The sequence below is a fragment of the Clostridium sp. FS41 genome, from assembly GCF_000954015.1.
In the GTDB taxonomy this organism is placed as follows: Bacteria; Bacillota; Clostridia; order Lachnospirales; family Lachnospiraceae; genus Enterocloster; species Enterocloster citroniae.
This window is the reverse complement of sequence record NZ_JYHN01000062.1, coordinates 197980-211851: the sequence shown is the minus strand read 5'-3', so window position 1 is coordinate 211851 and position 13872 is coordinate 197980. Positions and strand designations below refer to the sequence as shown.

The following is a 13872-nucleotide window of genomic DNA, read 5'->3' as shown; positions in this document are numbered from 1 at the left end:
GACTGGAAAATGCAATAAAAAGCTGGTAAAATAGAGCAGGTAGAGACAAACTATAAGGAATGGAACCATAATATGAAGATTAGCATACCTGCTCCCGCAGAGGAGATCATCGGTAAACTGAATGAATATGGATATGAGGCATATGTTGTTGGCGGCTGTGTCAGGGATATGATGCTGGGGCGGGAGCCGGGAGACTGGGATATCACCACCAGTGCCCTGCCTGACCAGGTGAAGCAGGTGTTCCGCCGCACGGTGGACACAGGGATCCAGCACGGCACTGTGACTGTGATGATGGGGAATGAGGGCTATGAGGTCACCACATACCGCATTGACGGGGAGTACTCTGACGGACGCCATCCCAACCATGTGGAATTCACCCCCAACCTGGCGGAGGATCTAAAGCGCCGGGACTTCACGATCAATGCCATGGCATACAACAGCCGGACCGGTTTTGTGGATGAATTTGGCGGTGCGGAGGACCTGAAGAAAGGGATCATCCGATGTGTGGGGGAACCCATGGACCGCTTTACAGAGGATGCCCTGAGGATCCTGCGGGCCATCCGTTTTTCCGCCCAGTTAGGGTTTTTAATTGAGGACAGGACTTATGAGGCCATCAGGAAGATCGCTCCCAACATGGTCCATGTGAGCAAGGAGCGTATCCAGACCGAACTTACAAAGCTGCTTTTAAGCAGCCATCCGGGGCATATGGAGCTGGTGTATGATACGGGGATCAGTTCCTATGTGTCTGACGCATTTCACCGGGCATACTGGAGAGAAGAGGAAGCCGGAAAGGTTCCGGCCTCTTTTCAGAGCGCAGTGGAACGGACGGACCGCAGGGTTCCCCTGATCCCCGCGTCCATTGCTCCTGAAAAGCACATGCGCTGGGCAGGCTTTCTGCGCAGATGCACGCCGGACCATGCGGAGGCCGTGCTAAAAGATCTGAAACTGGATAATGATACTATAAACAAGGCAAAGACCCTTGTTCACTGGCAGGGAACCAGGATTACACCGGACAAACATTCGATCCGGGTTGTGATGAGCCGGATGGAACCGGATTTGTTTGATGATCTGCTGTCGCTGAAAATGTGTCTGGCCGAACCGGATCTTAAGACAGGGGAACCCCGGCCGGAGACAGGGGAGGAACTGGAACTCATTGCCCGGCTGGCGGAGGAGATCCGCTGCCGGGGGGACTGCATCAGCCTGAAAACTTTGGCAGTCAGCGGACACGATATCATGGAGGCGGGCGTGAAGCCGGGAAAGGAAGTGGGCGCAGCGCTGGCCGGGCTTCTGGAGTTTGTGCTGGAGGATCCAAAGCGGAACACAAGGGAGATTCTTTTGCAGTATCTTGGATCCGGGCAATAACAGATCCGCCATAGATAACAAAGCTATTGCAACATTTTCAATAATTGGATATAATGGCTATGGGGTTCGTGTGAACGCGTAAGAATGAAAAATAATAATATGGGGAATATATGAACGTACGGACATTTCCCCTAAATTAAGGAGGATTTACAATGAACGTAATCAGTACAGAAAAAGCACCAGGCGCAATTGGACCATATTCTCAGGGATTTGAAGTAAACGGAATGGTTTATACTTCCGGGCAGATTCCTGTAAACCCGGCAGACGGCACTACTCCTGAGGGCATTGCAGCACAGGCTGAGCAGAGCTGCAAAAATGTGGGCGCCATCCTGGAAGCAGCAGGCAGCGGCTTTGACAAGGTATTTAAGACCACCTGCTTCCTGGCAGATATGGGTGACTTTGCTGCATTTAACGAAGTATATGCTAAGTATTTCACTTCCAAGCCAGCCAGAAGCTGTGTGGCTGTTAAGACCCTTCCAAAGGGCGTGCTGTGTGAGATCGAAGCAATCGCTGTTAAATAAGGGATTACCAGATAAGATCATAAAAGCCGCATTTTCCCGTAGTCATGCACGGGAAGTGCGGCTTTGCTGATATATAAACATGCCGGGGGAGATGGCGGGAAAGGAAGGCTTGCGGGATGAAGATAAGGTCATTTGTGAGGAAGACGGTCAGAGTGCTGCTGGTTTTGGGATTGGCAGGATGCCTGGTGATGTTTTTGGTGAATCTGTATATGATCCGCAAAGAGGAAAAGTATATCCTGACCGCGGACCAGGCCGGGGAACTGGAGGATGTGGACTGTATTATGGTGCTGGGCTGCGGCGTCAGGCCTGACGGTACTCCATCGGGTATGCTGAGCGACCGGCTGGATCAGGGGATCCGGCTTTATGATGAACATGTATCGGACAAACTTCTCATGAGCGGTGACCACGGAAAGGTCAACTATGACGAGGTGAACCTGATGAAACAGTTTGCCATTGACAGGGCGGTTCCCTCTGAGAATATTTTTATGGACCATGCAGGTTTTTCCACCTATGAGAGCATGTACCGCGCCAGGGACATTTTCCAGGTGAAGAAGATTGTGATCGTGACCCAGCGCTACCATATGTACCGCGCCCTCTATGTGGCTCAGTCCATGGGCATGGAGGCTTACGGCGTGGCCTCGGACCCCAGAACCTACGGGGGGCAGCGGATGAGGGATGTGAGGGAACTTCTGGCACGGCCAAAGGACCTGATCTACACCATTGTGATGCCAAAACCCACCTACCTTGGAGACTCCATTCCGGTGAGCGGGGACGGCAATGTGACCAATGACAAGGATGAGAACCGTAAGCGGGCAGTTTCCGCAACAGCGGTTCCCCAGGAGAATGAGTAAGGGATTTCCGTTTATCTCATCATAAAATACCCCCATACCCTGCTATATTTGGGGAGCAGGATATGGGGGTATTGGTCTGCTCCGGTCCGTAATGGTCCGAAGCAATGCACAGGCCGTGCACATACCGTTTTATCTATATGGTAAAAGAAAATATAGCAATATTATAATTTTACAAAATAGCTGGCGTCCTTGCCGCATACCGGGCAGATAAAGTCATCGGGCAGCGTGTCTGACTCCAGGATGTAGCCGCACACGGTGCAGCGGTAGCCCGCCGCCTTTTCGGTATTCTCCTGGTAGGAAGGGGCGTTAGGCGGTGTGGTTCCGTTTTTCTTTACATGATAGTTGGCGTAGGTGAGAGATGGGGAGGCAGAATCCATAACCTCCGCTTCCACTACTTCACCAATGACGATCACATGGGTCCCCACATCCAGGGTGGAGATCACGCGGCAGGCAAAACGGGCGCAGACCCCTTCGGTGGGGTATGGATTGCTCAGGCTGTCGCGTCCCTGGGGAATGCCGTCATACTTATCCACATTCTTGCCCGACTGGAAACCGAACCGCTTGATCTGCTCCATCTCCACATCCTCGGACAGGACAACGCCGGAAAATGTACCGGACGTCTCGATCAGCTTCAATGTATAATTGTTTTTGTTCAGCGCAATGGAAAGCCTGGCCGGTGATGATGTTACCTGGGCCATGGTATTGATCACGCATCCGCCGTCCTTTCCGTCAGCACTGCTGGATACAATGTAAACCCCATAATTTAATTTGAAAAATGCTTTTGGATCCATAAATATAACCCTCCTGTTTTGGATATGATGCACTTGGTACATTCTGTTTGCTATCCTCAGCGGACAAGGGGCGTGTGTCCCCCTTGTCCGTTGAGGGTATAGTTTGATTTTACCACGTTCATTTGATAATATGTATATGTTTATATTATATCACATAAAATGGATTAAATCAATAATAATTACTATTATTATAACATCTTTTTAACACAAAATGGCATGTTTAGCAGAAATGTAAACAGTAAAGAGAAGGGAGATAATGGCTGCCGTGAAAAATAGGAAAAAACTGGTTATTATGAACTTTTCCGGGGTGTACGAAAAAGAGGATTTCTATAAGGACATGCAGCACCTGTGGATCGACTGCAGGGATATACTGGGGACAAACTGCTACTGTGATGAGGAGGCAGAGGCGCGGATCGGGGAACGGATCAGGGATAAACAGCTGAAAGAGGGGATCCATTTCCTGGATTCAGGCAATTACCATTATCTGAGCAAGATCTGGCTGGACCAGGTGGAGGAAGATATGGAACTTCTTGTGTTTGACCATCATACGGATATGCAGCTCCCCATGTTCGGGGATATCCTGTCCTGCGGGGGATGGATCAAAACAGTACTGGAGCATAATCCCAGGGTGAAACGCGTGTGGCTGGCAGGGCCGCCTGCCCAGGCCGTGAGGGAGATTGCAGGGGAGAGCTGGGCGGCATCAGGGCCGCTGCCGGGGCCGGCATCAGGGATGGCAGAGGTCAGGGTGGTGTGGATCAGCGAGGATGATATGACGGATCTGGGCTTTTGGAAGAAACAGATGGGCAGCTCCTCCCTTCCCCTGTATATTTCCGTGGATAAAGACGTGCTGAGCCGGGATCATGCCAGGACGAACTGGAACCAGGGGAGTACAAAACGTTCCGTTTTATTGGACTGTATCAGTGCGGCCGCCTCCTGCCGCCGGATCATAGGCATGGACGTGTGCGGCGAAGATCCGGAAGGAGACAGGGAGAGTGCAAAAGCCAGGGAGGACATTTCCATTAATAATCAAACAAACAGGGAACTTATCTGTTGCTTTATGGAAAAATGTGGTATAGTGTCATAAAAAAGGAATGGAGGCAATGCGGATGAAGCCTGTAATTGGAGTCATACCCCTGTTTGATGATAAAAAAGACAGTATCTGGATGGTGCCGGGATACATGGAGGGAATCCGCCGGGCGGGAGGTATTCCCATGATGCTTCCCCTGACATGGGAAAAGGGAGATTTAGAACAAATCAACAGCATGTGCAGGGGCTACCTGTTTACCGGGGGACATGATGTGGCGCCTAAACTGTACGGCGAGACGGAAAGCAGCCTTTGCGGCCCTGCCAACCGTCAGAGGGATCAGCTGGAAACATATATTTTTCATTTGGCATGGAACGATGATAAGGCAGTTCTGGGCATCTGCCGCGGCCTGCAGCTTATCAATGTGCTCATGGGAGGAACCTTGTACCAGGATCTGCCGTCACAGTTTCAAGGGTCAAAGGAGATAGAGCATCATATGTGCCCTCCTTATGACAGGCCCTGCCATCAGGTGAAACTGACAGAGGAGGGACCTCTTTTCCGGCTGCTGGAAAAGGAGGAACTGGGAGTAAACAGTTATCACCATCAGGGGATCAAAAAGCTGGCGCCTGGACTGGGAATCTCGGCCGTGGCCGAGGACGGGCTGGTGGAAGGAATCTATGCCCGGGATAAGAGATACATACAGGCCATTCAGTGGCACCCGGAGTTTATGGGTCAGGAAGACCGGGACTCGGGGAAAATATTCAGAGAATTTGTTGAAGGATGTAAGTGACATGCATAGAGACTTGACAGTGGGAAGCATTACAGGAACCATGCTGCGGTTTGCACTGCCCATGATATTGGGCAATCTTTTGCAGCAATTTTATAACATAGCGGATACCCTGATCGTAGGGCGTTATCTGGGGGCGAATGCATTGGCTGCCGTGGGAGCGGCCTATGCGCTGATGACATTTCTTACCTCTATCCTTCTGGGACTGAGTATGGGGAGCGGGGCCGTGTTTTCCCTCCGGTTCGGGGAGAAAAATTCGGATATGCTTAAGAACAGCATATTTGTCTCCTTTGTTATGATAGCGGCAGTTGCATTGGCGGTAAATGCAGGTGTGTTTCTGTTCATCGACCCGATCATGAGGCTTTTGTGTGTGCCGGGTGAACTGTATGCCCTGATGCGGGAGTATCTGTGGATCATATTTTATGGGATATTTGCAGTATTCCTGTATAATTTTTTTGCATCCCTTTTGCGCGCGGTGGGAAATTCCTTTATCCCGCTGGTGTTTTTAGGCATTGCGGCAGTGCTCAACGTAATCCTGGACCTGGTCTTTGTCCTGGTATTCCACTGGGGCGTTGGGGGCGCGGCCGGGGCAACGGTGATCGCCCAGTTTGTGTCAGGGGTCGGTATCGGAATCTATACGTTTGTAAAAATGCCCGAGTTCAGGATCGGAAAAAGCCATATGAGAATGGACCGCCGTGTCCTTGGGGAAATATCCCAGTTTTCATTTCTTACCTGCGCCCAGCAGTCGGTGATGAACTTCGGCATACTGATGGTGCAGGGCCTTGTAAACAGTTTTGGGACCGTGGTAATGGCTGCATTTGCGGCAGCTGTAAAAATAGATTCCTTTGCCTATATGCCGGTGCAGGACTTTGGAAATGCCTTTTCCACATTCATAGCCCAAAATTACGGAGCCGGCAAACGGGACAGGATCAAGGCCGGGATCAAAAGCGCGGTTATTGTATCCATTTCCTTCTGTCTTTTTATATCAGCCATTGTATGGATATTTGCAAAACAGCTGATGCTGATCTTTGTCCAGCCCCAGGAGACGGAGATACTGGCCGTGGGCGTGGGATATCTCAGGATCGAGGGGGCATTTTATTGGGGCATCGGATGCCTGTTCCTTTTGTATGGCCTGTACAGGGCTGTCAGAAGGCCGGGGATGTCCGTGGTCCTCACCGTGATCTCCCTGGGAACCAGGGTGGCGCTGGCTTATGCGCTGGCATCCGTCCCATCCATTGGGGTGACCGGGATCTGGGTCTCGGTTCCCATTGGATGGATCCTGGCGGATCTGGCTGGATTTTTATATTACGGGAGGGTACGCAAGGAACTGTAGGAAGGAATGCCGCGTATCCAATCCTACAAAAGCCAATGCTCCCCCTGCCCAAGCATCCTCTCAGCTTCCCCGGGCCCGGGGGTTCCCGGAACATAGGAGTACAAAGGCAGGTCCGTATCTGAATACAGCTTCTTCAGCCTGCTCACATAATTCCAGCAGAGTTCGATCTGGTCCCACTGGGAGAACCAGGAGCTTTCACCCTTAATGCAGGCAGTGATCAGGCGCTCATATGCCTCAGGCGTGTTAAGCTGATGGACCAGGTTGCAGTTCTGGCAAAAGTCCATTTTGGTGGGAATGATATCGTCCGTATCCCCGGGCCGCTTGATATTAAACTGCAGGTAGACGCCCTCGGTGGGCTGGATCTTGATGATCAGCACATTGGGCTCCACCTGGGCGTATGGCCGGCGGAAGATCACGGAAAGTTCAATCTCCCGCATCCCTGTCTTTTTGCCCGTGCGTATATAAAATGGGGTCCCTTTCCAGCGGGTGTTGTCAATAAACAGCTTTAAGGCCGCAAAGGTTTCGGTTTTGGAATCCGGTTTGACAAGCGGTTCCTGCCGGTAGCCGTCATACTGGCCAAGTACCAGCATGTCGCTGATGGACTCCTCATCAGCCTGACGCAGGGATGTGAATACATCCAGCTGGGCATCGTGCAGCCCCTTTGGGGTCATTTCACCGGGTTCTTCCATGGCCATGATGGACAGGATCTGCAGCAGATGGTTCTGCACCATGTCCTTTAGCGCGCCGCTGGCGTCATAGTATCCGCCGCGGGTCTCCACGCCCATATCCTCCAGGGCTGAAATCTGTACGGACTCAATGTAACGTGAGTTCCACACATCTGTGAAGATGGGGTTCGCAAACCGGATAGCCTGGATGTTGCGGACCATTTCCTTGCCCAGATAGTGGTCGATCCGGTAGATCCCCCTGGCTCCGAAGTGAGCTTCCAGTTCCTTGTTCAGGGCCGCTGCCGAGGCCAGGTTTTCGCCAAAGGGTTTTTCCAGGATGACCTTGCCGTTCTCAGAGCCTTTTACTTCCTTGAGTCCCTGGGTGATGACGCTGAAAAAGCGGGGAGCCACCGCGTAATAAAAGATGTGGGAACCAATATCCTGCTCCCTGTAATATGCATCCAGGCCCTGGTAGGCATTGATATCAGAAAAATTCATTTGATAGTAATACAGTTTTTCTGCAAACTGCAAAAAGCTGTCTTCCTTAAAGGGGAGCCGGGTGAATTTCTCCACCCAGTCCCTGGCCGCCCTGCGGTAGCTGCCGCTGTCATAATCCCGGCGTCCGATGATGACGATTCGGCTGGCATTCGGAAGCTTGCCCGTGAGAACCATGGTGTACAGCGCGGGAAGAAGCTTGCGGAACGTCAGGTCTCCGGTGCCGCCGAAAATGGTAATATTTGTGTCAATTTTCATCTGTTTTCCTCCATTGGTGGTGGAATGTGCCTTGGCGGTCCGTCCTTTCATAGGTGTGGGCGCCAAAACAGTCCCGCTGGGCCTGGATCAGGTTGGCTCCTGCAGCCTTTGCCCGGAACGCATCCAGATAGGATACCGCGTTGCAGAGGGCGGGAACGGGAAGTCCGTTTAACACGCCTGTGGATACCGCTGTGCGCAGGCTGTCCTGGTGCTCATTGACCCTGGACAGGAAAAAGGTGTCGAATATCAGGTTCTCCGGCTTATCCTCTGCCTCAAATGCGTGGGTGATATCATTCAGGAAGGCGGCCTGGATAATGCATCCGGCCCGGAAAATGGCAGCGATCCTGCCTAAGTCCAGATTCCACCCATACTGACTGGAAGCATCCTGCATCAGGGCAAACCCCTGGGCATATGCGATGATCTTTCCGGTATATAAGGCTGCGCGGACCATGTGGGCAAATGCTTTTTTGTCCTGTGCAATCCGCAGATCAGGGGAAGGGATCAGCCGGGCGGCCTTTTCCCTTGATTCCAGGTGGTTGGACATGATGCGGGCCGCGCAGGCGGAGGTGATCATGGAGATGTCCACACCCTGCTTTAAGGCTTCTATGCTGGCCCATCTTCCTGTGCCCTTCTGCTTGGCGCTGTCCAGGATGGAATCGATGAGCCGGCCCTGGCCCAGGTCATCCTGCTCCCTGAAAATATCAGCGGTGATGCCGATGAGATAACTGTGCAGTTCACCCTGATCCCAGGAATGGAAGGTGTCCGCCAGCTCCTCGTTGGTAAAGCCGCCCACATATTTCAGGAGAAGATAGGATTCCGCGATCAGCTGCATGTCGGCGTATTCAATGCCGTTGTGGACCATTTTTACATAATGTCCGGCGCCATCCGGCCCGATGTAGGCGCAGCAGGGTTCTCCCATTGCCCTGGCCGCAATGGCTTCCAGGATGGGACGTACGGACTCATAGGCCTCCCCATTGCCTCCGGGCATGATGGATGGACCGAATCTTGCTCCTTCTTCCCCTCCGGAAATGCCCACACCCAGATAGTGGATCCCTTTTTCTTCCAATTCCCTGGCCCGTCTCACGGTATCCCCGTAAAAGGAGTTGCCTCCATCCATAATGATGTCACCCTGCTCCAGGAGCGGCGCCAGCTGGCCGATGACCGCGTCCACAGGTTTGCCGGCCTGGATCATCAGCATGACCCTTCTGGGAGGGGTGAGGGAGGATATAAGTGCCTCCAGGTCATAAAATGGGACCAGGTTCTCATGGGGATGCTCTTGTACCACCTGTTTTGTGACAGCAGCGCTGCGGTTGTAACCTCCAACTTTAAATCCATGGTCCGCCATATTAAGGGCAAGGCTGCGCCCCATAACGGACAGGCCGATAATTCCAATATCAATCTTTGTCATGTTAATTCCTCCATATTATTTATTTGTACTCTTGGGGGCTCCCAAGCATCTATCTTTGCGGCTGTTTTTCAGCCATCAATGCAGCGGCATCTTATGCAAGCACCACGGATACCGCCTCCGGGGCGGGAACACGGGAACACAGGCCAAGGATGCGTCCGCTTTCAGGGTCAAGGCCAAAGCATACAAGGCCTCCCCTGGTACGGTTCACGGAAAGCAGGTACCTGCCGTCCGGTGTAAGGATGATATCCCGGGGATGGACCCCGCCGCAGCCGGCCTGCTGGATTTGGTGCAGTCCGGATCCGTCTATGGAATAGACAGTGATCAGGTCGGCAAAACGGGTGGATACATACAGGAAGCGCCCGTCCGGGGACAACCGGACTGCTGCTGATGCAGGGGGGTCACGGTATACTGCTCCCTGGGGCAGGATGGGGTATACTTCCCGTGGATCGGTTTCTCCTGCCTGGTACAGGAACACCTGATTGCTCAGTTCGCTGACCAGGAACAGTCTATGATGGAAGGGATCAAATATTCCATGGCGGGGGCCTGTGCCCCTTGGAAATGTCAGCTCTCCCACAAGGGAATAGTCCCTGTCGCAGTCATATATTTTCACTGAGTCAAGTAACAGACAGGGAACCAGCATATAATGGTCATAGAGGAGAATCTGGTGACAGCCGGCTTTGGGTGCAATATGGATACGCTTTGCCAGCTTGATCCCCTCGGGAGATCTGTCATATACCAGAACAGAGCCTTCGTGGTAATTGGCAGTGTACAGGTGTCCGCAATCCTGTGTTACATAACAAGCAGGCGCTGTTTCGTGGAAGGCTTCCCCTATAAGAACAGGCTCCTTAGCGCTGATGTCCAGCAGGCAGACCCCTGCAAGGCCGCCTCTTTTCTCCGGGGCGGCCAGCATTGTGCCGTCCAGGGACAGGTACTTACAGTCCGGGGCATTATAATAGAGTTCGGGCCGGGACAGGGAGCCATCCTTCAGGTCAAGGGAGAAACGGTATATGCCCAGACTTTCAGGTGAGGCGTAAGTGCCCAGATAACCGGTGAGTTTATTCATGTGAGATCCTTTCTATGCTATCTGTTACTGATTACTTTACAGTTACTAATTGTAATTATAAAAGTTACAGTAACATATGTCAAGAGCCAAATGAAATATTAAAAATGTAACATTCAGCCGATAATCCAGTATTCCCTGATATTTACAGGGTTATGTGCCTTTTGCACGGAGTCCTGTTGAGAAATTTTCTGAATAAAAGCATTACCCTGAGGATGAGATGCTGCTGGTAAAGGAAGGGGAGTGCGGCAGGGAGAACCGGTATCCGCTGTTTATGGAAAGTTAGAAATTCTTTTCCAATACTATTTGCATTTTTCCTTAATTTGTTGATAATAGAGATAGAAAACAAAAAGGAGACAGGCCATGAACTGGAATACACTGCTCTGTGATGACAGAATCCGGAGTTATAAAAAAATATCATCCACAGACCTGCGCACGGAGTTTGAGAAGGATTACCACCGCATCATCGGAAGCGCCTCCTTCCGCCGCCTTCAGGACAAGACCCAGGTGTTTCCGCTGGACAGGAGTGATTTTGTGAGGACAAGGCTTACCCACTCCCTGGAGGTGTCCTCCCTGGCCAAGTCCCTGGGACAGAATATTTCCGAGAGCATCCGTACCAGGATCAAGGACGAGACATTTTTGCCTGAACACAAGGCCGCTGTGTGCGACATACTTCAGTGCGCCGGGCTGATCCATGACATTGGAAACCCGCCCTTTGGACATTTTGGGGAGACTTCTATTCAGGACTGGTTTAAACAGAATCTGAGCAGGCTCAATTTTAAGGGAAGACCCATCAGCCAGATACTGGAACCCCAGATGCTCCTTGATTTTTTTAACTTTGAGGGCAATACCCAGGCGTTCCGTGTGGTTACGCGGCTGCATTTTTTGGTGGATGAGCACGGTATGAACCTGACAAAGGCCCTGCTGGGAACCATTATCAAGTATCCGGTATCTTCCCTGGAGATCTGTAAGGACAGCGGCGATATCCGGACCAAGAAAATGGGATATTTCTATGCAGATAAAGACAACTTTGAGGACGTGCAGCAGTCCACGGGTACCTGCGGCAGGCGCCATCCCCTCACCTTTCTTCTGGAAGCGGCGGATGATATTGCATATAAGACAGCGGATATAGAGGATGCGGTGAAAAAGGGCTGCATTTCCTATGACCGCCTTTTGGCGGAGCTGAAGGGATTCTGTGCGGACAGGCAGACGGACCGGTACCGGCAGATCGTATCCTGGCTGGAGGAGCGCTACCACAAGGGTGTGGAGCGGGGCTACAGCGGCCCGGACCAGTATGCGGTACAAAACTGGATCATAAGCGCCCAGGGACAGATGATCGCAGGGGTAACGGACTGTTTTACGGAGCATTACGGGGCCATCATGGATGGTACCTATGGAAAAGATATGTTTGCGGGAACCGATGTGGAGCTACTGATGGAGGCATTGGGGGACATTGCCTACAGGTATGCCTTTGATACCAGGCCCATCCTGAAGCTGGAGATCGCGGCACAAACCATCTTTAGCTTCCTTTTGGACCGGTTCGTGGACGGGGTGATCCCGTGGGATACGGACCTGGCCATGACACAGGTGCAGAGAAAGATGGTTTCCCTTATTTCCGATAATTATAAGAAGATATACTCCCTCTGCTCAAAGGGCAGGAGCGAGGAGGAAAAACTGTATCTGCGCCTGCTGCTGGTCACGGATTATATTTGCGGAATGACAGACAGCTATGCCAAGGATATGTATCAGGAACTGAACGGGATCGTTTAGAAGGCAAAGCCTTTTGGGTCCCGCTGGCATACGGAGAGGAGATCGTGATGGAGAAACACAGGGGAAATGGGAGGGGACGCTGGATGGCTGCATTTGCGGTCCTGTTCCTCATAGAAGGGGCGATTGCCATATGGGTCCACGACCGGTTTGTGCGGCCTTATATGGGGGATGTGCTGGTGGTGGTCCTGGTCTACTGCTTTGTGCGGATCTTCCGGCCGGAAGGGATCCGGCATCTGCCGGCCTATGTATTCCTGTTTGCAGTCTGCGTGGAGGTACTGCAGTATTTCCGCCTGGTGGAGATCCTGGGACTTGAGGGATGCGGAGCGGCCAGGATCATCCTGGGTTCTGTGTTTGACTGGAAGGACATTGCCTGCTATGGGGCGGGATGCCTGATCCTGCAATGGATGGAGCACATAGGACCAAAATACAGAGATACAAAACAGGGGGATCCGGATGACATTAGATTGGGAGACAGGAGCTGACCGGGTATGAGTACTGCAGAATCGGAAAAAAAGATAGAACGCCTGGTGGATGTGGCCAGGATGTATTACGAACAGGACAGGACCCAGAGTGAGATCGCGGTCCGGTACGGCATATCCAGGCCCATGGTCAGCAAGCTTTTAAAGGAAGCCAGGGATGTGGGGATCGTGACGATCCGCATCCAGGCGCCGGGGGCAAAGGACAGCGGCCAGATATCCCTGATGGAGCAGGTGGGCAGAAAATTCGGCATTTACGAGGGAGTGGTGGTGCGGGACGGACCGAATGACCATACCACCAATGATGCGGTGGCTGAGACGGCTGTCCGCTATCTGGAAAACCTGGGAGAAGGCACTCTTGGAATCGGATGGGGCCATGTGATCGGGGATGTGGTAAGGCATATTGAGCAGAGAAACCGCCTTGTCCCCGTGTGTCAGGCTGTCTGCCCCCTGATCGGAAACGGCGGTGTGGGGCTTAAGAACTATCACTCCAATGAACTGGTCCGCACCATAGCGGAGCACAGCGGGGCCCAGCCCCAATTTATCTATTCGCCCGCCTGCGTGCTGTCGGAGCAGGAGCTGAAGCTGATGAAGGCATTGGACCATTACCATGAGATCCTTCGGGCATGGGAGAAATTGGATGTAGCTCTGGTGAATATAGGAAACTTTCCGTCCACGCCGGATTTTGCGTCCGAGGCCAGGTACGGCGACCAGCTGATGAAGCAGAAGGCGGTGGGCAGGATCCTCAATTATTATATTGATGTGGAAGGCCGCGTGATCCGGTCAAAGACGGATTATGCCATACAGATTCCCCTGGAACTGCTGGCCCGGGTAAAACATGTGGTGGGGATCTGTTCGGCCAATACCAGCCCCAAGGCCTTAAGGGGAGCCCTGAAGACAGGGTATTTGGGCCATATCCTTGCCCCGGAGCATGTGGTAAGGGATATGCTGGAGCAATAGGCAAAGGCCCGGGAAGGCGGCGCCGGGTGTCATACGTAAGAAAAATAAAGTTACATATGTAACTTAAAATGCGCAGTTTGTCATAGAACTTGCGCATTTTTTGTGCAGTAT

Annotated in this window: 13 protein-coding genes; 9 read left to right on the top strand and 4 right to left on the bottom strand. The window is 52.2% G+C overall.

All coding sequences use genetic code 11. The features are described from left to right. Positions 1-72 precede the first annotated feature (72 nt). The 3 genes from CLFS41_RS17585 (at position 73) to CLFS41_RS17575 (ending at position 2734) form a co-directional block, all read left to right on the top strand. On the top strand, positions 73-1362 hold the full coding sequence (locus CLFS41_RS17585; RefSeq protein WP_045093003.1) for a CCA tRNA nucleotidyltransferase: 1290 nt from the start codon (positions 73-75) through the stop codon (positions 1360-1362). A gap of 152 nt (positions 1363-1514) precedes the next feature. After that, positions 1515-1883, top strand: coding sequence for a RidA family protein (locus CLFS41_RS17580; protein ID WP_007861832.1), 369 nt, complete (start codon positions 1515-1517; stop codon positions 1881-1883). A gap of 116 nt (positions 1884-1999) precedes the next feature. Next, entirely contained in the window at positions 2000-2734 is a 735-nt protein-coding gene (locus tag CLFS41_RS17575) for an ElyC/SanA/YdcF family protein (RefSeq protein ID WP_045093002.1), read from the top strand. 161 nt (positions 2735-2895) lie between these two features. Here the strand turns inward: CLFS41_RS17575 and CLFS41_RS17570 are convergent, their stop codons facing one another. After that, positions 2896-3525 carry a flavin reductase gene (locus CLFS41_RS17570; protein WP_045093001.1) on the bottom strand — a complete coding sequence of 210 codons (630 nt, stop codon included), beginning with the start codon at positions 3523-3525 and terminating at the stop codon, positions 2896-2898. Positions 3526-3790: 265 nt separating this feature from the next. On the opposite strand from CLFS41_RS17570, the gene CLFS41_RS17565 reads away from it, so the two are divergent. The 3 genes from CLFS41_RS17565 to CLFS41_RS17555 are packed head-to-tail and all read left to right on the top strand — an operon-like array spanning position 3791 to position 6669. After that, the gene (locus tag CLFS41_RS17565) at positions 3791-4609 is read left to right on the top strand and encodes a hypothetical protein (RefSeq protein WP_347468593.1); all 819 of its coding nucleotides are present in this window, start codon (positions 3791-3793) and stop codon (positions 4607-4609) included. A 22-nt stretch (positions 4610-4631) separates the two neighbouring features. Next, positions 4632-5339: a gamma-glutamyl-gamma-aminobutyrate hydrolase family protein gene (locus CLFS41_RS17560; protein WP_045092999.1), complete on the top strand. Its 708-nt coding sequence runs from the start codon at positions 4632-4634 to the stop codon at positions 5337-5339. A 1-nt stretch (position 5340) separates the two neighbouring features. Continuing rightward, on the top strand, positions 5341-6669 hold the full coding sequence (locus tag CLFS41_RS17555; RefSeq protein ID WP_007861822.1) for an MATE family efflux transporter: 1329 nt from the start codon (positions 5341-5343) through the stop codon (positions 6667-6669). 23 nt (positions 6670-6692) lie between these two features. On the opposite strand, the gene zwf is transcribed toward CLFS41_RS17555, so the two are convergent. The 3 genes from zwf to CLFS41_RS17540 all read right to left on the bottom strand — a co-directional run bounded on the left by zwf (position 6693) and on the right by CLFS41_RS17540 (position 10558). Next, positions 6693-8087 carry a glucose-6-phosphate dehydrogenase gene (gene zwf / locus CLFS41_RS17550; RefSeq protein WP_045092998.1) on the bottom strand — a complete coding sequence of 465 codons (1395 nt, stop codon included), beginning with the start codon at positions 8085-8087 and terminating at the stop codon, positions 6693-6695. Continuing rightward, on the bottom strand, positions 8077-9495 hold the full coding sequence (gene gndA, locus CLFS41_RS17545) for an NADP-dependent phosphogluconate dehydrogenase (protein WP_007861819.1): 1419 nt from the start codon (positions 9493-9495) through the stop codon (positions 8077-8079). The genes zwf and gndA overlap by 11 nt, the downstream gene beginning before the upstream one ends. Before the next feature lie 91 nt (positions 9496-9586). Further along, positions 9587-10558, bottom strand: coding sequence for a beta-propeller fold lactonase family protein (locus CLFS41_RS17540; protein ID WP_007861818.1), 972 nt, complete (start codon positions 10556-10558; stop codon positions 9587-9589). A 360-nt stretch (positions 10559-10918) separates the two neighbouring features. Between CLFS41_RS17540 and CLFS41_RS17535 the strand changes: the two genes are divergently transcribed. Genes CLFS41_RS17535 through CLFS41_RS17525 form a run of 3 tightly spaced genes read left to right on the top strand, consistent with a single transcriptional unit; the run spans position 10919 to position 13761 of the window. Then, positions 10919-12325 (top strand): deoxyguanosinetriphosphate triphosphohydrolase, encoded by a 1407-nt coding sequence (locus CLFS41_RS17535; RefSeq protein WP_045092997.1) that lies wholly within the window; start codon positions 10919-10921, stop codon positions 12323-12325. A gap of 47 nt (positions 12326-12372) precedes the next feature. Next, positions 12373-12807: a DUF2809 domain-containing protein gene (locus CLFS41_RS17530; protein WP_161797494.1), complete on the top strand. Its 435-nt coding sequence runs from the start codon at positions 12373-12375 to the stop codon at positions 12805-12807. A gap of 6 nt (positions 12808-12813) precedes the next feature. Continuing rightward, on the top strand, positions 12814-13761 hold the full coding sequence (locus CLFS41_RS17525) for a sugar-binding domain-containing protein (RefSeq protein ID WP_045092996.1): 948 nt from the start codon (positions 12814-12816) through the stop codon (positions 13759-13761). The last annotated feature ends 111 nt before the right edge of the window (positions 13762-13872 follow it).

Bases quoted from the DNA above. Each gene is read 5' to 3' on its own strand.
- zwf (WP_045092998.1), bottom strand. From the start codon at position 8,087: ATGAAAATTGACACAAATATTACCATTTTCGGCGGCACCGGAGACCTG.
- gndA (WP_007861819.1), bottom strand. From the start codon at position 9,495: ATGACAAAGATTGATATTGGAATTATCGGCCTGTCCGTTATGGGGCGC.
- CLFS41_RS17560 (WP_045092999.1), top strand. From the start codon at position 4,632: ATGAAGCCTGTAATTGGAGTCATACCCCTGTTTGATGATAAAAAAGAC.
- CLFS41_RS17530 (WP_161797494.1), top strand. From the start codon at position 12,373: ATGGAGAAACACAGGGGAAATGGGAGGGGACGCTGGATGGCTGCATTT.
- CLFS41_RS17540 (WP_007861818.1), bottom strand. From the start codon at position 10,558: ATGAATAAACTCACCGGTTATCTGGGCACTTACGCCTCACCTGAAAGT.
- CLFS41_RS17585 (WP_045093003.1), top strand. From the start codon at position 73: ATGAAGATTAGCATACCTGCTCCCGCAGAGGAGATCATCGGTAAACTG.
- CLFS41_RS17525 (WP_045092996.1), top strand. From the start codon at position 12,814: ATGAGTACTGCAGAATCGGAAAAAAAGATAGAACGCCTGGTGGATGTG.
- CLFS41_RS17535 (WP_045092997.1), top strand. From the start codon at position 10,919: ATGAACTGGAATACACTGCTCTGTGATGACAGAATCCGGAGTTATAAA.
- CLFS41_RS17570 (WP_045093001.1), bottom strand. From the start codon at position 3,525: ATGGATCCAAAAGCATTTTTCAAATTAAATTATGGGGTTTACATTGTA.
- CLFS41_RS17575 (WP_045093002.1), top strand. From the start codon at position 2,000: ATGAAGATAAGGTCATTTGTGAGGAAGACGGTCAGAGTGCTGCTGGTT.
- CLFS41_RS17555 (WP_007861822.1), top strand. From the start codon at position 5,341: ATGCATAGAGACTTGACAGTGGGAAGCATTACAGGAACCATGCTGCGG.
- CLFS41_RS17580 (WP_007861832.1), top strand. From the start codon at position 1,515: ATGAACGTAATCAGTACAGAAAAAGCACCAGGCGCAATTGGACCATAT.